The following is a 22,409-nucleotide window of genomic DNA, read 5'->3' as shown; positions in this document are numbered from 1 at the left end:
GATGAATATCAAGGTCAAACTGGAACTGGCTTCGGGCCAGTCGATGGAAGGCATGCCGCTGGAATTGCTGCGTGATGGCAAGGTGATTGGCCGGGCGAAAGTGCCGGCAGGCGGACAGGTGGCGTTCGAGGCACCATCAGGAGCAGGACAGCTGGCGGTACGGGTTGACCGCTCGGGAGAAAAAGCCTGACAAAACGCAGGGGGCCACTACGTGGCCCTTTCGTCGCGGTTCGTCGCCACGACAAGCCGGCTCCCACAGGGCATCGATGATCCTTGTGGGAGCCGGCTTGCCGGCGATGGGCGCGCAGCGCCCCCAGTGGACTTCAGCGTCGGACCGGACGCTTCTGCAACTTGCGCTGCAAGGTGCGCCGGTGCATGCCCAGCGCCCGCGCCGTGGCGGAGATATTACCCTCGTGCTCGCCCAGCACGCGCTGGATGTGCTCCCACTGCAGGCGGTCCACCGACATCGGGTTTTCCGGCACCAGCGTGTCCAGGTCGGTATGCTCCGAGAGCAGCGCCGCCAGCACATCGTCGGCGTCGGCCGGTTTGCACAGGTAGTTGCAGGCCCCGCGCTTGACTGCCTCGACCGCCGTGGCGATGCTCGAGTAACCGGTCAGGATCACCACGCGCATCTCCGGGTCCAGCTCCAGCAGCTTGGGCAACAGCACCAGGCCCGAGTCGCCCTCCATCTTCAGGTCCAGCGTGGCGTAGTCGGGCAGGTCCTGCTCGGCCAGTTTCAAGCCTTCCTCGGCGGAACCCGCGGTGCTCACACGGAACCCACGACGCGACATCGCCCGGGCCATCACCCGGGTGAAGGTGGCGTCGTCATCCACCAGCAGCAGGTGCGGCAGCTCTTCGCCTTCGACCTGGTTTTCTTCGCTCATCATGCATCTCCTCGCTTGCCATGGGGCAGGCGCAATTCGGTCAGGGTGCCACCCTGCTCATGACTATAGAGTTTCACCGAACCGCCCGCACGCGTCACGCTGGCCTTGCTCAAGAACAGGCCCAGGCCGAAGCCTTTGCCCTTGGTGGTAATGAAAGGTTTGCCGATCGCTTCGGCGATGGCCGGCGGCACGCCGGGGCCATGGTCGCGGATGCTGATGACGATGTCCTGGGCGTCCCAATCCAGGCGCACCTCCAGGTCGTCCGGGCAGGCATCGGCGGCATTGTTCAACAGGTTCAGCAGGGCCTGGGTCAGGTCCGGCGGCGGCGTCAGCCGCGGCACCACGCCGTCGCGCAGGCGCTGGAAGCGGTAGCTGGCTTCCGGGCGCATCAGGTGCCAGCGGTTGAGCGCCTCGTCGAGCCAGGCGGTGACATCCTGCTCAACGATCGCCAGGCGCCGGTTGGCCTCGGCAGCGCGCACCAGTTGCTGCAAGGTTTCCTTGCACAGCTTGACCTGGTCCTGAAGGATCTGCAGGTCTTCCTGCAACAGCGGGTCGGCGTGGTCCTGGCGCATTTCGTTGAGCAGCACGCTCATGGTCGCCAGCGGCGTGCCCAGTTCGTGGGCGGCACCGGCGGCCTGGGTGGCCACGGCCAGCAACTGCTCGTCGCGCAGGCTTTCTTCCCGACGCTCGGCGCGCAGGTTCTCTTGCTGGCGCAACTCCTCGGCCATGCGCGCGGCAAAGAAGGTGATCACCCCGGCGGCCAGGGCGATGCTCAGCCACATGCCGTAGACCTGCATGGTATCGCGCGCCAGCGGCAGCGTTTCCAGCGGGTAGTACTGCACCAGCAACAGGCTATAGGCAACCAGGGCGATGCCCGAGAGCACCAACGAGTAGATCCACGGCAGGGTGACCGCGGCGATGGCCAACGGCACCAGGTAATAGGAGACGAAGGGGTTGGTCGAACCGCCCGAGTAATAAAGCAGGGCACTGTGGATCAGCAGGTCGCAGGCCAGTTGCAGGGCGTACTCTAGTTCGGTGACCGGCAGCGACAGGCGCAGGCGCAGGGCGGTGAACGCGCACAGCAGCGACGACAGGGCCAGCGTGACTGCCAGCGAGAACCACGGCAGCGGCAGCAACTCGGTCCAGTAGGCCACGCCTACCGAGCCGGCCTGGGCCGCCAGGACGAGAATGCGGATGAAGGTCAGGCGCCAGAGGTTCTGGCGTGTGGCGGACAACGGATGTGCGACGGCGAGCATGAGCTCTCCCAATTGAGTGCTCCAGGAAAATCGGCTGGAGTATACCGAAGCCGGGCGCTCCACTGCAGCGATGCGGCAAAGCGCCACACTTTGTCATAGATTCATCATGGCACTTTTGAACCCTCTACACTGTCACCGGTCTGATCGGCCATGCGTGGAACGGATCTGCTCACCACGCCTTACCCTGCCAAGGAGTTCCACATGCACATTACCCGTCGCGGCGCCGCCGCCGTTGCCCTGTCCTGCGGCATGCTCGCCAGCCTGCCGGCCCTGGCGGCCGACGAGCCACGCTACAACCAGGTGTCGCTGCGTGCCGAAGTCAGCAAGGAAGTGGCACGCGACCTGATGGTCGTGACGCTGTACAGCGAAGCGCAGAACACCGACCCGGGCAAGCTGGCCAAGGAGATCACCGAAACCATGAACAAGGCCGTGCAGCAGGCCCGCCAGGTCAAGGACGTGAAAATCAGCCAGGGCAGCCGCAACAGCTATCCGATCTACGACACCAAGGGCCAGAAGATCACCGGCTGGCGCGAGCGCGCCGAACTGCGCCTGGAAAGCGCCGACTTCCCGGCCCTGTCCAAGCTCACCGGTGACCTGCTGCAAGACCTGAAGATGGGCGGCATGGACTTCTCCATTGCCCCGGCCACACGCAAGTCCAATGAAGACGAGTTGCTCAAGGATGCCGTCGCCGCCTTCAAGGCGCGTGCCCAACTGGCCACCGATGCCCTGGGCGGCAAAGGCTACAAGGTGGTCAGCCTGAACCTCAACAGCAGCGGTTACCCGCGCCCTTACCTGCGTAACGCGCCAATGGCGATGATGGCCAAGGGCGCCGCCGATGAATCCGCGCCGGCGCCGGATATCGAAGCCGGAACCAGCGAAGTGAGCATGAGTGCCGATGGCCTGATCGAAGTCCAGGTGCCCTGACTCACTCAACCGGATGTCAGAGGCGGTCAAAACCGTCTCTGACAGCAGTTTCAGACCTTTCCTACGCACCAAACGGGTGCGTCTGCTTGTCACATAAAGTGCGAAATATCCTGAAATTTTCGCCCTTTTCCCCCTCGCAAACGATCAACATTCGCCAAAGTTATATGGATGCGACATCCATGTACGTCCGTACCACGTTTTTGCCGTCAACCATCCTGCTGAGTGTTGCATTGGGAATACCCCCTGCATAAGATCCGCAGGTCGGCTCACGAGGCCGCCTCAATTCGAAAAATGACAACAATGAGGCCACCATGCTCAAACACGCAGTCATTCCGTTCCTGGTAGGTGCAGGCTTGCTAGCCGGCGCTCCCTCCGCCCTCGCCGCATCCAACCTGGTGTTCTGCTCCGAAGGCAGCCCGGCCGGGTTCGACCCGGGGCAATACACTACCGGAACCGACTTTGACGCCTCCGCCGAGACCATCTTCAACCGCCTGACGCAATTCGAACGCGGCGGCACCAAGGTCATTCCGGGCCTGGCCACCAGCTGGGACGTCTCCGATGACGGCAAGACCTACACCTTCCACCTGCGTGAAGGCGTCAAGTTCCATACCACCGATTACTTCAAGCCGACCCGCGACTTCAACGCCGACGACGTGCTGTTCACCTTCAACCGCATGCTCGACAAGGACCAGCCCTTCCGCAAGGCCTACCCCACCGAGTTCCCCTACTTCACCGACATGGGCATGGACAAGAACATCGCCAAGGTGGAAAAACTCGACGACCACACGGTGAAGTTCACCCTCGCCCAGGTCGACGCCGCGTTCATCCAGAACATGGCCATGCACTTCGCCTCGATCCAGTCAGCCGAATACGCCGACCAGTTGCTCAAGCAGGGCAAGCCCGCCGACATCAACCAGAAGCCGATCGGCACCGGGCCGTTCGTGTTCAAGAGCTACCAGAAAGACTCGAACATTCGCTTCACTGGCAACAAGAGCTACTGGAATCCTGAAGAAGTGAAGATCGACAACCTGATCTTCGCCATCAGCACCGACGCCTCGGTGCGCATGCAGAAACTCAAGAAGAACGAGTGCCAGGTGACGCTGTTCCCGCGTCCGGCCGATATCAAGCCGCTGCAGGAAGACAAGAAGCTGCAGATGCCCGACCAGGCCGGCTTCAACCTCGGCTATATCGCCTACAACGTGATGGACAAGATCAAGGGCAGCAACGAAGCGAATCCCCTGTCCCAACTCAAGGTCCGCCAAGCCCTGGACATGGCGGTCAACAAGCAGCAGATCATCGAATCGGTGTATCAGGGTGCCGGCCAGCTGGCGGTCAACGCCATGCCGCCGACCCAATGGTCCTATGACGACACCATCAAGGACGCCGCGTACGACCCAGAGAAGGCCAAGCAACTGCTCAAGGAAGCCGGCATCAAGGAGGGTACCGAGATCACCCTGTGGGCCATGCCGGTGCAGCGCCCCTACAACCCCAACGCCAAGCTGATGGCCGAGATGCTCCAGTCCGACTGGGCCAAGATCGGCATCAAGGCCAAGATCGTCAGCTACGAATGGGGCGAGTACATCAAGCGTTCCAAGGGCGGCGAGCAGGGCGCCATGCTGATTGGCTGGAGCGGCGACAATGGTGACCCGGACAACTGGCTGGGCACGCTCTATGGCTGCGATGCCATGGATGGCAACAACTTCTCCAAGTGGTGCTACAAGCCCTACGACGACCTGATCAAGCAAGCCAAGGCGACCTCGGACCAGGCCAAGCGCACCGAGCTGTACAAGCAGGCGCAACATATCCTCAAGGAGCAGGTGCCGATCACCCCGATCGCCCACTCCACCGTGTATCAGCCCATGAGCGCGAAAGTGAAGGACTTCAAGATCAGCCCCTTCGGCCTGAACTCCTTCTACGGGGTCAGCGTGGACAAGTAACGGTCGTGACCGCCCCGCCAACGTTTGGCGGCGGGGCGGTGACATGATCGGGCGATACGCAGGGCAATTCCCTAGTGTTCGCCGGAACGCTCCCGCACCCAAATCAGTAGCGAACCCTGGTTCCCGCATTCTGGCGCATCTATCGTCAGGACCGGGATGCAGCAGCCGCGTTTTGCCTGCCGCTGCCTGAAAACACGGACAAAGGACCTGCCATGCGCCTGACCACACTGAGCTCCACCCTGCTTGCCCTCGGCCTGCTGAGCCAGGCTCCCGCGAGCCTCGCCAACAACCTGGTGTTCTGCTCCGAAGGCAGCCCGGCGGGCTTCGACACCGCCCAGTACACCGCGGCCACCGACAACGACGCCGCCGAACCGATCTACAACCGCCTGGTCGAGTTCGAGCGTGGCGGCACCGCCGTGCAGCCGGGCCTGGCCACCGACTGGCAGGTGTCCGAGGACGGCCTGAAGTACACCTTCCACCTGCGACCCGGGGTGAAGTTCCATGGCAACAAGGACTTCAAGCCCAGCCGCGACTTCAACGCCGACGACGTGCTGTTCACCTTCAACCGCATGCTCGACAAGGACCACCCCTTCCGCAAGGCCTACCCCACCGAATTCCCGTACTTCATCAGCATGGGGCTGGACAAGAACATCGCCAAGGTCGAGAAGACCGACCCGCTCACCGTGGTCTTCACCCTCAACAAGGTCGACGCCGCGTTCCTGCAGAACATCGCCATGGCCTTCGCCTCGATTCTCTCCGCCGAGTACGCCGACCACCTGCTGGCTGGCGGCAAGGCCAGCGATATCAACCAGAAGCCGATCGGCACCGGCCCCTTCGTGTTCCAGCGCTACCAGAAGGATTCGCAGATCCGCTTCAAGGGCAACAAGGACTACTGGGCACCTGACCGGGTGAAGATCGACAACCTGGTGTTCTCGATCAACGTCGACCCGTCGGTGCGCATCCAGAAGCTGCGCCGCAACGAATGCCAGATCACCCTGCATCCACGCCCGGCCGACCTGCCCGCGCTCAAGGAAGACGGCAAGCTGCAGGTAATGACGCAACCCGGTTTCAACCTTGGCTACATCGCCTACAACACCCAGCACCCACCCTTCGACCGGCTGGAAGTGCGCCAGGCCATGGACATGGCGGTGAACAAGCAGGCGATCATCCAGGCGGTCTACCAGGATGCCGGTCAGACCGCCGTCAACGCCATGCCGCCAACCCAGTGGTCCTACGACAAATCGATCAAGGACGCTCCCTTCGACCCGGAAAAAGCCAAGCAGTTGCTCAAGCAGGCCGGGGTCAAGGAAGACACAGAGATCACCCTGTGGGCCATGCCGGTACAGCGCCCCTACAACCCCAACGCCAAGTTGATGGCCGAAATGCTCCAGTCCGACTGGAGCAAGCTCGGTTTCAAGGTGCGCATCGTCAGCTACGAATGGGGCGAATACCTCAAGCGCATGAAAAGCGGCGAGCATGACATCGCCCTGATCGGCTGGACCGGCGACAACGGTGACCCGGACAACTGGCTCGGCACCCTGTTCAGCTGCGACGCCATCGGCAGCAACAACTACTCCTTGTGGTGCGATTCGCAATACGACGCGCTGGTGAAAAAAGCCAAGCAGGTCACCGACCGAGACCAGCGCACCAGCCTCTACGAACAAGCCCAGCAACGTCTCAAGCAACAGGTGCCGATCACCCCGGTCGCGCACTCCACGGTCAACCAGCCGCTGAGCATCAGCGTGAAAGACTTCAAGGTCAGCCCCTTCGGACGCAACGTTTTCTCCGGCGTCAGCATCGATTGACCCTGCAACGCCCGGACGGGAGTGCGACCCACTCCCGCGCCAGCGTGCAGCCCGGATTTGCCTGGCAACCCCCAGGCAGACACTGCAGTACCGCGTCACCGTGACAAGCCCGGCTCACAAGGCCGGGTGATAACTAGAAAAATATCAGGGAGCTTTCATGTTGATTCGTACCACAACCACCGCACTGGCCTTGTCCGTCGGCGCCTTCTGCGCCCTCGCCCAGGCCGAACCCGCAAGCCAGGACTTCGTGCCGTTCGCGCTCAAGTCCAGCAGCGAACAGGCCGAAGCCAAAGGCTTCATCGATGGCCAGAGCCTGTCCGGCAGCACCCGCAACTGGTATGCCCGCGAACGCGCCACCCGCGCGCCGCTGTGGAAATACACCAAGGGCGACGGCACCCGCCACGACACCCACAGCCGTGACAACTGGGTGCAGGGCACCATCCTCAACTACAGCTCGGGCTTCACCGAAGGCACCGTCGGCTTTGCGGTGGAGGCCGCCGCCTACAATGCCATCGCCCTCGAGCAGGGCCGCGCCGCCGTGGCCGGCCCGAACAACCGTACCCTGACCCACAGCGACGGCGACCCGATCGGCCAGTGGAGCAAGATGGGCCTGGGCAACGTCAAGGCGCGCATCTCCAACACCACCCTGACCGTCGGTCGCCAGTCGGTCGACACGCCGATGATCGCCTACATCGGTAACCGGGCCTTGCCATCGAGCTTCCAGGGCGCGTTCCTGCACAGCGCCGAGTTCGAGAACCTGTCGTTCGACGTGGGTACCTTCGACCGCGTCTCGCCGCGTACCGAGCAGAGCCTGAGCAAGTTTCGCAGCGAATACGGCGCCGCCGGGGTCGAGACCGACCGAGCCAGCACCGTCGGCATCAACTACCAGCCGCTCAAGAGCCTGACCACCAGCCTCTACGCGACCAAGGTCGACGACTTCTGGAACCAGTACTACTTCGGCGCCAACCACGTGCTGGGCGACAGCGCGGTGCTGAGCCTGACCACCGGTCTGAACTACTACAAGACCGTGGACGAAGGCAGCAAGAAGATGGGCGAGATCGACAACGACACCTACAGCCTGTCGTTCGGCCTGACCCACCAGGCCCACACCCTCACCGCCTCCTGGCAGCAGGTCAACGGCAACGAGTACTTCGACTACCTGCATGAGACCAACGGCATCTACCTGGCCAACTCCCTGCTGTCGGACTTCAACGGCCCGAACGAGAAATCGCTGCAGATCAGCTATGTGCTGAACATGGCGCCCTATGGCGTGCCAGGCCTGAAGTTCAACGTCTACAACGCCCGCGGCTGGGATATCGACGGTACCCACTACAAGGGCACCGCCTATGACGTCCGGGGCCAGGACGGCGAGAACCACTACGAGTGGGGCATCGGCACCAGCTACGCGGTGCAGAGCGGCATGCTGAAGGACACCACCATCCGCGCCACCTATACCGCCCACCGTGCCAGCAAGGCGCAGAGCGACGGCAGTCTCGACGAGTTCCGTGTCGTCACCACCATTCCGTTCAACATCCTCTGACCGTTGGCGCCACGGCCCGCCTCCCCACGGGCCGTGGCGGCTACGCTGGAACTAGCACTGCAGGGAGGTTCCATGAAATCGCTACCGCTACGCGCTGCCCTGGCAGCCGTCATCCTGGGCGCCGCATCGAATCTGGCGGCCAAGCCGCTGGTGGTGTGCACCGAAGCCAGCCCGGAAGGCTTCGACATCGTCCAGTACACCACCGCCGTCACCGCCGACGCCACGGCCGAGGCCATCTTCAACCGCCTGGTCGACTTCAAGCCCGGCACCACCGAGATCCAGCCGGCCCTGGCCACCAGTTGGGACGTCAGCCCCGACGGCCTGGTCTACACCTTCCACCTGCGCGAAGGCGTCAAGTTCCACACCACCGACTACTTCAAGCCCACCCGCGACTTCAATGCCGATGACGTGCTGTGGAGCCTGAACCGTCAGCTGAAGAAAGACCATCCGTGGCACGACAAGACCAGCGTCGGCTACCCCTACTTCGAGAGCATGGCCTTCAAGGACCTGCTCAAGTCGGTCGAGAAGACCGACGATCACACCGTGGTGATCACCCTGACCCGCCCGGAAGCGCCTTTCCTGCGCGACCTGGCCATGGCCTTCACCTCGATCTACTCCGCCGAGTACGGCGACCAGCTGCTCAAGGCCGGCAAGACCGGCGACCTCAACAGCAAGCCGGTCGGCACCGGCCCGTTCGTGTTCCAGCGCTACAACAAGGACGCCAACGTCCGCTACAAGGCCAACCCGGACTACTTCCGTGGCAAGCCGCCCGCCGACGCGCTGATCTTCGCCATCGCCACCGACAGCAACGTACGCCTGCAGAAACTGCGCGCCAACGAATGCCAGATCGCCTTGTATCCCAAGCCTGACGACGTGCCGGGGATCAAGACCGACCCGAAACTCAAGGTCGCCGAGATCGAGGCGCTGGTTACCGGCTACATCTCGATGAACACCCAGCACAAGTACCTGAGCGATGTGCGCGTGCGCAAGGCGATCGACATGGCCTTCGACCGCCAGACCCACGTCGACCAGCTGTTCGGCAAGGGCAACGCCCTGGTTGGGGTCAACCCGTATCCGCCGACCATGATCGGCTACAACACCGACAACAAGAACCCGCCCCACGACCTCGACAAGGCCCGCGCCCTGCTCAAGGAAGCCGGTGTGCCGGAGGGCACGGTGATCACTCTGTTCACCCGCAACGGCGGTGGCCCGACCAACCCCAACCCGCGCCTGTCCGCCGAAATGCTGCAGTCGGACCTGGCCAAGATCGGCATCAAGCTCGACATCCGTGTGATGGAGTGGGCCGAAATGCTGCGTCGCGCCAAGAAGGGCGAGGCCGACCTGGTGTCGGCGGGCTGGGCCGGCGACAACGGCGACCCGGACAACTTCCTCACGCCGATGCTCAGCTGTGACGCGGTGAAAAGTGGCGAGAACTATGCGCGCTGGTGCAACCAGAAGTTCCAGGACCTGATCACCCGCGCCCGCGAAGTGATCGACAACGACGAACGCGCCAGGCTCTATAACGAGGCCTTGGCGGTGTACGATGAAGACCAGCCGTGGATCAGCATGGCCCACCCGAAAATGTTCACCGCCATGCGCGAGAACGTCGAAGGCTATGTGATCAACCCACTGACCAACAACAACTTCGCCACCACCAAGGTGAAGTAGAACAACAACAGCCGCCGGACCTTGTGCAAGAGGCCCCGGCGGCGCGCCGTTTCCGGCTGATGAGGTACCCCTGACAATGTTGAGTTTTATTGCCCGACGCCTGGGTCTGCTGATTCCGACCTTCTTCGGTATCACCCTGCTGACCTTCGCGCTCATACGCCTGATCCCCGGCGACCCCGTCGAAGTGATGATGGGCGAACGCCGGGTCGACCCCGAAATGCATGCCCAGGCCATGGAGCGCCTGGGCCTGAACAAACCGCTGCCGGCCCAGTACCTGGACTATGTCGGCAAGCTCGCCCAGGGCGACCTGGGCGAATCCCTGCGCACCCGTGAAAGCGTATGGAACGAATTCCTCACCCTGTTCCCGGCCACCCTGGAGCTGGCCATGGCCGCCCTGCTGTTCGCCGGGGTCATCGGCCTGCTGGCCGGGGTGATCGCCGCGCTCAAGCGCGGCTCGCTGTTCGACCACGGGGTGATGGGCATCTCGCTCGCCGGCTACTCGATGCCGATCTTCTGGTGGGGCCTGATCCTGATCATGTTCTTCTCGGTGAGCCTGGGCTGGACGCCAGTCTCCGGGCGCATCGACCTGCTCTACGACATCGAACCGAAGACCGGCTTCATGCTCATCGACACCCTGCTCAGCGACGAGGAAGGCGCGTTCAAGGACGCGGTGATGCACCTGATCCTGCCGGCCATCGTGCTGGGCACCATTCCGCTGGCGGTAATCGCCCGCATGACCCGTTCGTCGATGCTTGAGGTGCTGCGTGAGGACTACATCCGTACCGCCCGCGCCAAGGGCCTGTCGCCGTCGCGCGTGGTGTTCATCCACGGCCTGCGCAACGCGCTGATCCCGGTACTCACCGTGTTCGGCCTGCAGGTCGGCACACTGCTGGCCGGCGCCGTGCTCACCGAAACCATCTTTTCCTGGCCGGGCATCGGCAAATGGCTGATCGAGGCCATCGGTGCCCGTGACTACCCCGTGGTCCAGAACGGCATCCTGTTGATCGCCTGCCTGGTGATCCTGGTCAACTTCGTCGTGGATATCCTCTACGGCCTGGCCAACCCACGCATCCGTCATCAGCGCTGAGGACTACGCCATGACCAGCCCGATTCCAAAATCCGTCACCCCGCCCAGCGTGGTCGACCAAAGCTTGCTCTACCCCTCGCCGTACAAAGAATTCTGGCAGGCCTTCTCGCGCAACAAGGGCGCGGTGGCCGGCCTGGCGTTCATGTGCCTGGTGGTGTTCTGCGCCCTGTTCGCCCCCTGGGTGGCGCCGCACAACCCCAGCGAGCAATACCGCGACTTCCTGCTCACACCGCCGGTATGGCTCGAAGGCGGTACCTGGCAGTTCATCCTCGGTACCGACGAACTGGGCCGCGACCTGCTCTCGCGGCTGATCCAGGGCGCCCGACTGTCGCTGTTGATCGGCCTGTCGTCGGTGGTGATGTCGCTGATCCCAGGCATCCTGCTGGGCCTGCTGGCCGGATTCTTCCCGCAGATCCTCGGCCCCTCGATCATGCGCCTGATGGACGTGATGCTGGCGCTGCCCTCGCTGCTGCTGGCCGTGGCCATCGTCGCCATCCTCGGCCCAGGCCTGATCAACACCGTGATCGCCATCGCCATCGTCTCGCTGCCGTCCTACGTGCGCCTGACCCGCGCCGCGGTGATGGGCGAACTGAACCGCGACTACGTCACCGCCGCGCGCCTGGCCGGTGCCGGGCTGCCGCGGCTGATGTTCGTCACCGTGCTGCCCAACTGCATGGCGCCGCTGATCGTGCAGGCCACCCTGAGCTTCTCCTCGGCAATCCTCGACGCTGCGGCCCTGGGCTTCCTCGGCCTCGGCGTGCAGCCGCCAACCCCCGAGTGGGGCACCATGCTGGCCTCGGCCCGCGACTACATCGAACGCGCCTGGTGGGTGGTGAGCCTGCCCGGCCTGACCATTTTGCTCAGTGTGCTGGCAATCAACCTGATGGGCGACGGCCTGCGCGACGCGCTGGACCCGAAACTCAAGAACGCCGCCTGAGGAGATCGCCATGTCACTGTTGCAGATCAACAACCTGAACGTGCGCTTCGGCGACGCCAATGCCGTGCCCGTGGTGGACGGCCTCGACCTGAGCGTGGATGCCGGCGAGATCCTCGCCATCGTCGGCGAGTCGGGCTCGGGCAAGTCGGTGACCATGATGGCCCTGATGGGGCTGATCGAAGCCCCCGGGCGCATCACCGCGGACGTGCTCGACTTCGCCGGCACCAACATGCTCAAGCTCAGCGGCCGCCAGCGCCGCAAGGTGGTGGGCAAGGACATCGCCATGGTCTTCCAGGACCCGATGACCGCGCTCAACCCCAGCTATACCGTGGGCTACCAGATCGAGGAAGTGCTGCGCCAGCACCTGGGCCTCAAGGGCAAGGCAGCGCGTCAGCGCGCGCTGGAGCTGCTGAAGAAGGTCGAGATCCCGGCAGCCGAAAGCCGCCTCGACGCCTACCCGCACCAGCTGTCCGGCGGCATGAGCCAGCGCGTGGCCATCGCCATGGCCATCGCCGGCGAGCCAAAACTGCTGATCGCCGACGAACCGACCACCGCGCTGGACGTGACCATCCAGGCGCAGATCATGGAGCTGCTGGTCAACCTGCAAAAAGAGCGCAACATGGCGCTCATTCTCATCACCCACGACCTGGCCGTGGTCGCCGAAACCGCCAAGCGCGTGTGCGTGATGTACGCAGGGCAAGCAGTCGAAGTCGGCCAGGTGCCGGAGCTGTTCGACATCCCCGCCCACCCGTACAGCGAAGCGCTGCTGGCGGCCATTCCCGAGCACAGCATCGGCGCCGAACGCCTGGCCACCCTGCCCGGCATCGTCCCGGGGCGCTATGACCGCCCGCAGGGTTGCCTGCTGTCGCCACGCTGCCCCTATGTGCAGGAAAACTGCCGCCGGCAGCGCCCGGCCCTTGATCCCCAGGCCCACAGCCTGGTGCGTTGCTTCTATCCGCTGAACCAGGAGGTGGCGTGATGGCCGTCGTACTTTCCGCTCGTGAGCTGACCCGCCACTACGAAGTCTCCCGCGGCCTGTTCAAGGGCCATGCGCTGGTGCGGGCGCTCAACGGCGTGTCGTTCGAACTGGAGGCCGGCAAGACCCTGGCCGTGGTCGGTGAATCCGGCTGCGGCAAGTCGACCCTGGCGCGTGCCCTGACCCTGATCGAGGAGCCGTCCTCAGGTTCGCTGCAAATCGCCGGCCACGAGGTCAAGGGCGCCAGCAAGGACCAGCGCAAACAGCTGCGCCGTGACGTGCAGATGGTGTTCCAGAGCCCCTACGCCTCGCTCAACCCGCGGCAGAAGATCGGCGACCAGTTGGCCGAACCGCTGTTGATCAACACCTCGCTGAGCAAGACCGAACGCCGCGAGAAAGTGCAGAAGATGATGGAGCAGGTGGGCCTGCGCCCCGAGCACTACCAGCGTTATCCGCACATGTTCTCCGGCGGCCAGCGCCAGCGTATCGCCCTGGCCCGGGCGATGATGCTGCAACCCAAGGTACTGGTGGCCGACGAACCCACCTCTGCGCTGGACGTGTCGATCCAGGCCCAGGTGCTGAACCTGTTCATGGACCTGCAGAAGGAATTCAACACCGCCTACGTGTTCATCTCCCACAACCTGGCGGTAGTGCGCCATGTGGCGGACCAGGTGCTGGTGATGTACCTCGGCCGGCCGGCGGAAATGGGGCCCAAGCAGGACATCTACGACAAGCCGCTGCACCCGTATACCCAGGCGCTGCTATCGGCCACCCCGGCGATCCACCCGGACCCGCTGAAGCCGAAGATCCGCATTGCCGGTGAGTTGCCCAACCCGTTGAATCCGCCGGACGGTTGCGCGTTCCACAAACGTTGCCCGTACGCGACCGAGCGATGCGCCAAGGAAGTACCGGCGTTGCGCCAAGTGAGTACGCGGCAGGTGGCGTGCCACTACGCCGAGCAGTTCCTGTAGCTGTATGCGCCAATGAAAACGCCGCCCTTTCGGGCGGCGTTTTCATTTCTCAGTGCATGAACAATGCAATCAGGATGATCACCGGAATAGGGACCCCGAGCATCCACAGCAATAATGAGCGCATGACAATTCTCCTTGTTCCTGTGCGGGTTATCGGATCGGTGCAGAGGCGTGGCGCGGGTTGTAGTCCGCCGGACTGGCTTCGAGCCACTGCACCCGATCACGCTGCCGGCCGCCGAACAGTGCCGCCAGGCTGGCGAAGAAGGCGCCGCAAAGCAGGGCGACGAAAGTCCACAACGCCGTCCAGGCGGCGGCCTTGGTCGCAGCGTCCGCGGCTTGCTTGGCCTCGACCTTGGCCTGCTGCAGTTGTGCATAGACCTGATCAACGCGTGCTTCGGCCTCGGGCTGTGTCAGGCGAGTGCGCTGGGCCACTACCTGGGCCAGGTAGGTCCGGTCCTCCGGCGAGAGCGCGCCGCCCTGGGCCAGCGAGCGAGTCAGAATGCGGGCTGCCACACCATTTGCCGCATCGTCACTGACCGCCACCGGGCCTTGACCGCGGAACAGGCTATCGACGAAGTAGCCCATCGGGTTCTTGCCCTGGCTATCGCTGCCAGCCACACCAGCAGCCGCGGTGGTAGCCACCCCGGACGCAGCGGTGGCGCCGGCACCCAGCAAGTTGCCAGCGGTACCCAGCACCAGCATGGCGGCCACTAGCGTGGCAACCGCCCAGGCCAGGAAGCCATGGGCAGTGTCCCGGAAATACACTTCGTCACCGTGCAGGTTGGCCCATTTCACCCGCAGGCGACCGGCGATGTAACCACCCAGGCCCGAGGCCAGTATCTGTGTGATCAGTAGCCAGATGATGGTCGAAATCCCAAGCGCCTTGGCGCTCGCGCCTTCGTCGGCCCAAGGCGAGGTAGCGGCCAGGCCCAACCCTGTCCCCAGTACCACCAGGATCAGGGACAAGGCCGCCGCCGCTGCTGCGCCTGCGAAGATCGCGGCCCAGGAAACTCCGGAGCGATTGGGGTCGTTGGTGGGGTAGTCGGCAGGTGTGATCATGATTCGACGCCTTTATCTGAGGGGGAGGTCCGTTCTCAGGTAAGGCCGTGCAGGGGCTGTGCCACTTTGTGTCAAAACATGACTTCCTTATAAATCAGTCGGTTGGCTTGTAGACAACGTCTGAGCATCATGCAAAATGCCAGATCGGTGCGGAAACGGCAGGGCCTTCTGCAACCCGGGATGCGGCCTGTGCGCACGGGCAGGTTCTTGTCAGACCGGGACATGACGAGGCACCATCCACGGCATGTCTATCGCCACCGTCCCCGACGGCCCCGGGCAAACCCCGCTCACCGCCGCCACCGTCATGCGCTACCACCTGTGCTGGAAGCATCGCGACCTGGACGGGGTGATGGCCCTGTACCACCCGGATATCCAGTACCACGACTTCTTCCAGAACCGCGTGCTCGGTTTCGACGAGCTGCGCGACTACGTGCGCGCAAGCTTGCCCCATGAAGCCGGCGAGGACATCGTCCACAGCGACCGCATCCGCGTCGATGGCTGCACCGCGTTCATCCAGTACCAGGTCACGGTGCAGGGTGGCGACGGGCTGGTGGCGTTCCAGTCCAGCGAGGCGATCACCGTGCTGGACGGACTGATCTGGCGGGTCAACGAGTACGCCACGCTGGTCCATGGCAACGGAAAGGGCCTGCGCTCCAGCGGGCCGCGCCCAGCCACCAGTCGGCTCGGCCTGTCTCCCCGCCAGCTATCGACCATGGCCCAGGACCTGGAGCATTATTTCCAGGCCCAGCGCCCGTACCTGGACCCCGAGTTGGACCTGCAGCGGGTCGCCGACGAAAGCGGCTACAGCCGCAACCAGATTTCCTACCTGCTCAACCAGGTGCTTGGCCAGAGCTTCTACCGCTACGTCAACCAGGCACGCCTGCAACACCTGATGAGCAGCCTGGACAATAGCTGCGTCGCGGCGCCCGTCGATGAACTGGCGTTCAACGCCGGCTTCAATTCGCTGTCGGCGTTCTACAAGTGCTTTCGCGAGCATACCGGCCTGTCGCCCAAGGCTTACCTCAAGCAAATTTCCCTGCGTGCACGCACGTAAGACAGCCCACGCCACGCTTCACTAGGATCGCCACAGACCCTCAGTGGATGTGGAGCACGACCCGATGCAACCTTTGCGCACGATCAGCCTGTGGATGGACCAGCTCGACGAGCCGTTGTGCGCGCGCCCGGCCCTGCGCCAGGACCTGGACCTCGACGTGTGCATCATCGGTGCCGGCTATACGGGGCTGTGGACGGCCTACTACCTCAAGCGCCAGGCGCCGCAGCTGAACATCGCGGTGATCGAGGCCAACATCGCCGGCTTCGGCGCCTCCGGACGCAATGGCGGCTGGCTGATGGGCAACCTGCTGGGCGAGGACCACCTGCTGGCCACGCTCTCGCCGCAGCAACGGCGTGAAAGCATCGACCTGCTGCACGGCATCCCCGACGAAGTCCACGACGTGCTCCTGCGCGAAGGCATCGCCTGCGACTACCGCAAAGGCGGAGTGCTCTACTGCGCCGCCCGCTACCCGGAACAGGAACGCAGCCTGCGCGCCTGGCTCGACGACCTCTACCGCCAGGGCATGAATGAAGACGATTACCGCTGGCTGCGCCCCGAACAACTGGATGCCCAGCTGAAGGTAAGCAACCCCTACGGCGCCCTCTACAGCCCGCACGTCGCCACGATTCAACCGGCCAGGCTGGTGCGTGGCCTGGCACGGACGGTCGAGGCCATGGGCGTGCCGATCTACGAGAACACGCCAGCCATTGACTGGCAGACCGGCGAAGTGCGCACCCCGTTGGCACGTATCCGCAGCCACTGGGTGGTGCCGGCCGTGGAAGGCTACGCCGCCAGCCTGCCACCGCTCGGGCGGCACCAGCTGCCGGTACAGAGCCTGCTGGTGGCCACCGAGCCGCTGCCGGAGTCGACATGGGAGCAGATCGGCCTGAGCCAGGGCCAGGCCTTCAGCGAAAACAGCCGCCAGGTCACCTATGGCCAGCGCAGCGCCGACAACCGCCTGGTGTTCGGTGCCCGCGGCGGCTACCGCTTCGGTGGCCGCCTGCGCGAGGACTTCACCCTGACCACCGACGAGGTGGAGCTGCGCCGCTACCTGTTCGGCGAACTGTTCCCACAGCTCAAGCACGTACGCATCACCCACTCCTGGGGCGGCAACCTCGGCATGGCCCGGCGCTTCCGCCCGCACATGCTCTGCGACCGCCAGCGCGGTATCGCCCTGGCCGGCGGTTATGGCGGCGAAGGCGTCGGCGCCACCAACCTCGGTGGACGTACCCTGGCCGCGCTGATCCTCGGCCAGCACAACGAACTGACCGCGCAGCCCTGGGTGCACGACAACCGCCCGCTGTCGAGCTTGGCCAGCTGGCCGCCCGAGCCGTGCCGCTGGCTGGGCTACAACGCGATCATCCAGAGTTTCGTCCACGAGGACCGGACCCTCGCCAACCCGACCAGCGCCCCCTGGCGGCGGCGCCTGGCCAGTGGGTTGGCCGATTTCATGGAAGGCTTCATGCACTGACTTCCCCTCACCACCACACAGGATACACCGGTCATGAGCATCACCCAGTTCAAACACACCGACAGCGTCATCCTGGACATCAGCACTCCGGTCGCCGTGCCCCTTGGCGAGCCGGTCGCAGTCACCTCGGTCACCTGCGTCGAGCGCAGCGACGGCGTCGAGACCGGCATCTGGGAATGCACCCCGGGGCGCTGGCGGCGGCAGATCGTGCAGCAGGAGTTCTGCCATTTCATCAAGGGCCGCTGCACCTTCACTCCCGACGGCGGCGAGCCCCTGGTCATAGAAGCCGGAGACGCCCTGATGCTACCGGCCAACAGCCTCGGCACCTGGGATATCCAGGAGACCGTGCGCAAGACCTACGTCCTCATTTTCTGATCCGCTGATCGCCTGCCTTCGATAACAACAGACAAAGCAAGGTAACCCCGACATGCGCACCCTCCTTCTCGCTCCCCTGATGCTGGCCGCCGGCATGGCCAGTGCCGCCGACTCGGTGAAGATCTACAACTGGTCGAGCTACATCGCCCCGGACACGCTGAAGCACTTCCAGCAAACCACCGGCATCAATCCCACCTACGACGTGTTCGACAGCAACGAGACCCTCGACGGCAAGCTGATGACCGGCAACTCCGGCTACGATGTGGTGTTCCCCTCCAACCACTTCATGGCCCGGCAGATCCAGGGCAAAGCCCTGAAGCAGCTGGACAAGTCGCAGTTGCCCAACTGGAAGAACCTCAACCCGGTGTTGCTCAAGGCCCTGGAGGTCAACGACCCGGGCAACCAGTACGGCTTCCCGTACCTGTGGGGCAGCACCGGCATCGGCTACAACATCGACAAGGTCAAGGCGGTGCTCGGCGACAATGCGCCCATCGATTCGTGGGACCTGTTCTTCAAGCCCGAATACCTCGCCAAGCTCAAGAGTTGCGGCGTGGCGGTGCTGGACAACGGCCCCGAGCTGCTGCCGATCGCCCTGCACTACCTGGGCCTGCCGCACCATAGCCAGAACACGGCGGACTACGACAAGGCCAAGGCGTTGCTGATGAAGGTGCGCCCGTACATCAGCTACTTCCACTCCTCGAAGTACACCGGCGACCTGGCCAATGGCGACGTGTGCCTGGTGGTGGGTTTCTCGGGCGACGTGCTGCAGGCGAAGAACCGTGCCGAGGAGGCGAAGAACGGGGTGAAGGTGGGCTACTCGATCCCGAAGGAAGGCGCGCCGATGTGGTTCGACATGGTGGCCATGCCGGCCGATGCGCCTGACGAGAAAGCCGGATATGCGTACATGAACTACCTGTTGCAGCCGGAGGTGATGGCCAACATCAGCAACTTCGTGCAGTACGCCAATGGCAACCAGCAGGCGGATGCGCTGGTGGACCCGGCGCTGAAGGGCAACACGATGATCTACCCGAGTGACGACGTGATGGGCAAGTTGTATGCGCTGGAGGCCATGCCGGCGAAGATCGACCGCATCAGGACGCGGATCTGGACCAGCATAAAAGCCGGCAACTGACACTCGGCAGTTACACGCTTGAAGCTGCAAGCGACAAGAAAAAGGCGGGCCTTTCCGGGCCCGCCTCTTCTTGAAGCTCGCAGCTTGCAGCTGCTCTTAGTGGTGCTCGCGGGTCGCGCGGAATTTCACATCCGGCCAGCGTTCTTCCATCAGCGCCAGGTTGACCCGGGTCGGGGCCAGGTAGGTCAGGTGACCACCGCCGTCGATGGCCAGGTTCTCCACCGCCTTGTTCTGGAATTCCTCGAGCTTCTTCTTGTCGTCGCAGCTGATCCAGCGCGCCGACCAGACGGTGATCGGCTCATAGGCGCACTCGACCTTGTACTCTTCCTTCAGGCGGCTGGCGACCACGTCGAACTGCAGCACACCGACCGCGCCGAGGATGATGTCGTTGCTGCGCTCGGGGAAGAACACCTGGGTCGCGCCCTCTTCGGCCAGCTGCTGCAGGCCCTGGCGCAGCTGCTTGGATTTCAGCGGGTCCTTCAGACGCACGCGGCGGAACAGCTCCGGGGCGAAGTGCGGAATACCGGTGAAGCCCAGCGCCTCGCCTTCGGTGAAGGTGTCGCCGATCTGGATGGTGCCGTGGTTGTGCAGGCCGATGATGTCGCCGGCATAGGCCTCCTCCAGTTGCTCGCGCTCGGAGGAGAAGAAGGTCAGGGCATCACCGATGCGCACGTCCTTGCCAGTGCGCACGTGGCGCATCTTCATGCCCTTCTCGTACTTGCCCGAGCAGATACGCATGAAGGCGATACGGTCACGGTGTTTCGGGTCCATGTTCGCCTGGATCTTGAACACGAAGCCGGTGAATTTCTCTTCCACCGGTTCCACGGTGCGCTCGTGGGCGACACGGGCCAGTGGGCGCGGCGCCCAGTCGACAACCGCGTCGAGCACATGGTCGACACCGAAGTTGCCCAATGCGGTACCGAAGAACACCGGGGTCAGCTGGCCATTGATGAACGCGTCCTGGTCGAACTCGTGGCAGGCGCCCTGCACCAGCTCGAGTTGTTCGAGGAAACGGTCGTATTCATCACCGAGGTGGGCGCGGGCTTCATCGGAGTCGAGCTTCTCGATGATCTTCGCTTCGGTGCGCTCGTGGCCATGCCCAGGCGTGTAGACGATGATGTAGTCGCCGGCCAGGTGATACACGCCCTTGAAATCACGGTAGCAACCGATCGGCCAGGTGATCGGCGCGGCCTTGATCTTCAGCACCGCCTCGATTTCGTCGAGCAGTTCGATCGGGTCGCGGATGTCCCGGTCGAGTTTGTTGATGAAGCTGACGATCGGCGTATCGCGCAGGCGGCACACGTCCATCAGGGCAATGGTGCGCGGCTCGACGCCTTTACCGCCATCGAGCACCATCAGCGCCGAGTCCACCGCGGTCAGGGTGCGATAGGTGTCTTCCGAGAAATCTTCGTGGCCGGGGGTGTCGAGCAGATTGATCATATGCTCGCGGTAGGGGAACTGCATCACCGAGGTAGTGATGGAGATGCCGCGCTGCTTCTCCATTTCCATCCAGTCGGAGGTGGCGTGGCGGTCGGACTTGCGCGACTTCACGGTACCGGCGACGGCAATGGCCTTGCCCATCAGCAGGAGCTTCTCGGTGATGGTGGTCTTACCGGCGTCGGGGTGGGAAATGATTGCGAAAGTGCGGCGCTTCGCGACTTCGGCGGCCTGGTTGGTCATGGGAAATCGCCTGACTGGGGATTCAAAAAGGGGCGATATCATACCTGAAGTCGGGGCAGGGGCCAAAATCTGCTGGTGCATGGCGGAAATCTTGTGGCGCCTTTGAGATCGAGCGCCGCCCGCGCGGCGCATCGCTGGCAAGCCAGCTCCCACATCTGTTTCGGGCCAATTATTCCTGTGAAGGTACCGCTGCCCGCCTTGGTGCATGCCTCAAGTCTTGCGAGAGGTCAGCAATGCCCACCTCGAAACCGCGTCATGCCAACAAGGCGGACAGTGGAGATAGGCCAGGAGCGACTGGCCCGAAACAGATGTGGGAGCTGGCTTGCCAGCGATGCGCCGCTCGGGCGGCGCTCGATCTTGAGAACACCGCTAATTTCTCGCCCTACACCTGGCCGTCCGTACTCAATATCAAAAATGCACCTTGCGGCCATCACACACTTGCGAGCGTGTCGAAGCTGAAATCACGATTTGATTACTCAAAATCCCCTCCTGTATCAGCTCGCGGCCTCGCGCTTCCGCTTTCGCTCTGCGTTCCGGCGACAGACTGGCCATGACTTCTTCGAGTGTCTTCACGATTTTCTCCTCTTTGAACGAATTTCCCTGCGCGATCTTGATCGTGCCGACAAACGCCTCGATAGCAGGTACTTCAACGTCTCAACGTAATATTCAAGCTTGATTTTCGCGTGAAATTTCCTACACACCAGTGATTAACACTGGCCAAATGCCGCCCCAGATGGGAACCTTTACGTCCACGGAGACGTCCACTCCCCTGCAAGCCGCTTCGCTTCAGGGCTGGTTTCACTGCTTCACGAGCCCGACGGGGTTCGGCTCATGGCCTGATGCCGCGCATCGGGCTGCTACTCGCGACCACGCTGCCCGCCGCCAGGAATGGCCGGCCGCACGGGGGGTGATCGCCGACTATAAAAAAGGAGTCCGCCTGTGGCTGCACGCTACGGAAAAGGGCTGTTGGGATGGGCCGCCGTGCTCGTCATCCTGGCCCTGCTGATCCACTGGATCGGCATCGACACGATCGCCCGCTACCGCGACGATCTTGGGTTCTACCTGCAAGCGCACCTGGTCCTGGTGCTGGCTTCGATGGCGGCGGCGCTGGCCGTGGGCATCCCCGCCGGCATTGCCTTGAGTCGACCGCACCGGGTCGACAAGGCCGAGCGCTTCATGCAGTTGTTCAACGTTGGCAACACCATTCCTCCCCTGGCCGTTCTGGCCATCGCCCTGAGTATCCTGGGCATCGGCGCAGGTCCTGCGATCTTCGCACTGTTCCTCGCCTCCCTCCTGCCCATCGTGCGCAACACCTACGAGGGCCTGAAAAACGTCCCTGCCTCGCTCAAGGAAGCCGCCACCGGTATCGGCATGACCCCGCGCCAGCAACTCTGGCAGGTAGAGCTGCCAAACGCCGTGCCGATCATCGTCGGCGGCGTGCGCGTGGCCCTGGCACTGAACGTGGGTACCGCGCCCCTGGCGTTCCTGATCGGCGCCAACAGCCTGGGCAGCCTGATCTTCCCCGGCATCGCCCTGAACAACCAGCCGCAGCTGCTGCTCGGCGCCGCCTGCACGGCGTTGCTGGCCCTGGCGCTCGATGCGTTGGTGAGTTTCTCCAGCAAGCGCTGGCTGGAACGTGGCCTGGCCCAATAA

At 63.6% G+C, this 22,409-nt stretch carries 20 protein-coding genes; 15 read left to right on the top strand and 5 right to left on the bottom strand.

Annotation, left to right across the window (positions count from 1 at the left end; all coding sequences use genetic code 11):
- Position 1 precedes the first annotated feature (1 nt).
- Positions 2-190 carry a hypothetical protein gene (locus ACQ4OD_RS02040; protein WP_102684909.1) on the top strand — a complete coding sequence of 63 codons (189 nt, stop codon included), beginning with the start codon at positions 2-4 and terminating at the stop codon, positions 188-190.
- A 133-nt stretch (positions 191-323) separates the two neighbouring features.
- Here ACQ4OD_RS02040 and ACQ4OD_RS02035 read toward each other — a convergent pair whose 3' ends face one another.
- On the bottom strand, positions 324-884 hold the full coding sequence (locus ACQ4OD_RS02035; protein ID WP_023632665.1) for a response regulator transcription factor: 561 nt from the start codon (positions 882-884) through the stop codon (positions 324-326).
- Positions 884-2,140: an ATP-binding protein gene (locus ACQ4OD_RS02030; RefSeq protein ID WP_102684910.1), complete on the bottom strand. Its 1,257-nt coding sequence runs from the start codon at positions 2,138-2,140 to the stop codon at positions 884-886. Before ACQ4OD_RS02030 ends, ACQ4OD_RS02035 begins: the two co-directional genes overlap by 1 nt.
- Positions 2,141-2,341: 201 nt before the next feature.
- Here ACQ4OD_RS02030 and ACQ4OD_RS02025 point away from each other — a divergent pair, with 201 nt between their 5' ends.
- The 9 genes from ACQ4OD_RS02025 (at position 2,342) to ACQ4OD_RS01985 (ending at position 13,985) form a co-directional block, all read left to right on the top strand.
- The gene (locus tag ACQ4OD_RS02025) at positions 2,342-3,064 is read left to right on the top strand and encodes an SIMPL domain-containing protein (RefSeq protein WP_102684911.1); all 723 of its coding nucleotides are present in this window, start codon (positions 2,342-2,344) and stop codon (positions 3,062-3,064) included.
- A gap of 311 nt (positions 3,065-3,375) precedes the next feature.
- Positions 3,376-5,001, top strand: coding sequence for an ABC transporter substrate-binding protein (locus ACQ4OD_RS02020; RefSeq protein ID WP_102684912.1), 1,626 nt, complete (start codon positions 3,376-3,378; stop codon positions 4,999-5,001).
- A 212-nt stretch (positions 5,002-5,213) separates the two neighbouring features.
- Positions 5,214-6,806, top strand: coding sequence for an ABC transporter substrate-binding protein (locus ACQ4OD_RS02015; protein WP_198755469.1), 1,593 nt, complete (start codon positions 5,214-5,216; stop codon positions 6,804-6,806).
- Between the two features lie 157 nt (positions 6,807-6,963).
- Positions 6,964-8,346, top strand: coding sequence for an OprD family porin (locus tag ACQ4OD_RS02010; RefSeq protein ID WP_371918096.1), 1,383 nt, complete (start codon positions 6,964-6,966; stop codon positions 8,344-8,346).
- 72 nt (positions 8,347-8,418) lie between these two features.
- On the top strand, positions 8,419-10,014 hold the full coding sequence (locus ACQ4OD_RS02005; RefSeq protein ID WP_139669017.1) for an ABC transporter substrate-binding protein: 1,596 nt from the start codon (positions 8,419-8,421) through the stop codon (positions 10,012-10,014).
- Between the two features lie 76 nt (positions 10,015-10,090).
- Positions 10,091-11,101: an ABC transporter permease subunit gene (locus tag ACQ4OD_RS02000; protein ID WP_028689623.1), complete on the top strand. Its 1,011-nt coding sequence runs from the start codon at positions 10,091-10,093 to the stop codon at positions 11,099-11,101.
- Between the two features lie 10 nt (positions 11,102-11,111).
- Positions 11,112-12,038 (top strand): ABC transporter permease subunit, encoded by a 927-nt coding sequence (locus tag ACQ4OD_RS01995; protein WP_046854276.1) that lies wholly within the window; start codon positions 11,112-11,114, stop codon positions 12,036-12,038.
- A gap of 10 nt (positions 12,039-12,048) precedes the next feature.
- Positions 12,049-13,017 carry an ABC transporter ATP-binding protein gene (locus ACQ4OD_RS01990; RefSeq protein ID WP_046854275.1) on the top strand — a complete coding sequence of 323 codons (969 nt, stop codon included), beginning with the start codon at positions 12,049-12,051 and terminating at the stop codon, positions 13,015-13,017.
- A complete protein-coding gene (locus ACQ4OD_RS01985) occupies positions 13,017-13,985 on the top strand; it encodes a peptide ABC transporter ATP-binding protein (protein ID WP_102684915.1) in 969 nt (322 codons plus the stop codon). The genes ACQ4OD_RS01990 and ACQ4OD_RS01985 overlap by 1 nt, the downstream gene beginning before the upstream one ends.
- Positions 13,986-14,135: 150 nt before the next feature.
- Here ACQ4OD_RS01985 and ACQ4OD_RS01980 read toward each other — a convergent pair whose 3' ends face one another.
- On the bottom strand, positions 14,136-15,044 hold the full coding sequence (locus ACQ4OD_RS01980) for a hypothetical protein (RefSeq protein ID WP_139669015.1): 909 nt from the start codon (positions 15,042-15,044) through the stop codon (positions 14,136-14,138).
- A gap of 244 nt (positions 15,045-15,288) precedes the next feature.
- On the opposite strand from ACQ4OD_RS01980, the gene ACQ4OD_RS01975 reads away from it, so the two are divergent.
- The 4 genes from ACQ4OD_RS01975 (at position 15,289) to ACQ4OD_RS01960 (ending at position 19,076) form a co-directional block, all read left to right on the top strand.
- The gene (locus ACQ4OD_RS01975) at positions 15,289-16,098 is read left to right on the top strand and encodes a helix-turn-helix domain-containing protein (protein ID WP_139669012.1); all 810 of its coding nucleotides are present in this window, start codon (positions 15,289-15,291) and stop codon (positions 16,096-16,098) included.
- A 64-nt stretch (positions 16,099-16,162) separates the two neighbouring features.
- The gene (locus tag ACQ4OD_RS01970; protein ID WP_198755466.1) at positions 16,163-17,569 is read left to right on the top strand and encodes an NAD(P)/FAD-dependent oxidoreductase; all 1,407 of its coding nucleotides are present in this window, start codon (positions 16,163-16,165) and stop codon (positions 17,567-17,569) included.
- 33 nt (positions 17,570-17,602) lie between these two features.
- On the top strand, positions 17,603-17,944 hold the full coding sequence (locus tag ACQ4OD_RS01965; protein WP_139669008.1) for a cupin domain-containing protein: 342 nt from the start codon (positions 17,603-17,605) through the stop codon (positions 17,942-17,944).
- Between the two features lie 52 nt (positions 17,945-17,996).
- Positions 17,997-19,076 carry a polyamine ABC transporter substrate-binding protein gene (locus ACQ4OD_RS01960; protein WP_102684920.1) on the top strand — a complete coding sequence of 360 codons (1,080 nt, stop codon included), beginning with the start codon at positions 17,997-17,999 and terminating at the stop codon, positions 19,074-19,076.
- A gap of 96 nt (positions 19,077-19,172) precedes the next feature.
- Here the strand turns inward: ACQ4OD_RS01960 and ACQ4OD_RS01955 are convergent, their stop codons facing one another.
- Both ACQ4OD_RS01955 and ACQ4OD_RS01950 read right to left on the bottom strand, forming a co-directional pair.
- Positions 19,173-20,756, bottom strand: coding sequence for a peptide chain release factor 3 (locus ACQ4OD_RS01955; RefSeq protein WP_023629783.1), 1,584 nt, complete (start codon positions 20,754-20,756; stop codon positions 19,173-19,175).
- A 408-nt stretch (positions 20,757-21,164) separates the two neighbouring features.
- A complete protein-coding gene (locus ACQ4OD_RS01950; RefSeq protein WP_430943807.1) occupies positions 21,165-21,329 on the bottom strand; it encodes a hypothetical protein in 165 nt (54 codons plus the stop codon).
- A 366-nt stretch (positions 21,330-21,695) separates the two neighbouring features.
- Between ACQ4OD_RS01950 and ACQ4OD_RS01945 the strand changes: the two genes are divergently transcribed.
- Positions 21,696-22,409 carry an ABC transporter permease gene (locus tag ACQ4OD_RS01945; protein ID WP_111532099.1) on the top strand — a complete coding sequence of 238 codons (714 nt, stop codon included), beginning with the start codon at positions 21,696-21,698 and terminating at the stop codon, positions 22,407-22,409.

The organism is Pseudomonas sp. WC1 (assembly GCF_050586565.1).
GTDB lineage: Bacteria > Pseudomonadota > Gammaproteobacteria > Pseudomonadales > Pseudomonadaceae > Aquipseudomonas.
The sequence above is the reverse complement of the archived record's forward strand: the minus strand, read 5'-3'. Positions and strand labels throughout refer to the sequence as shown.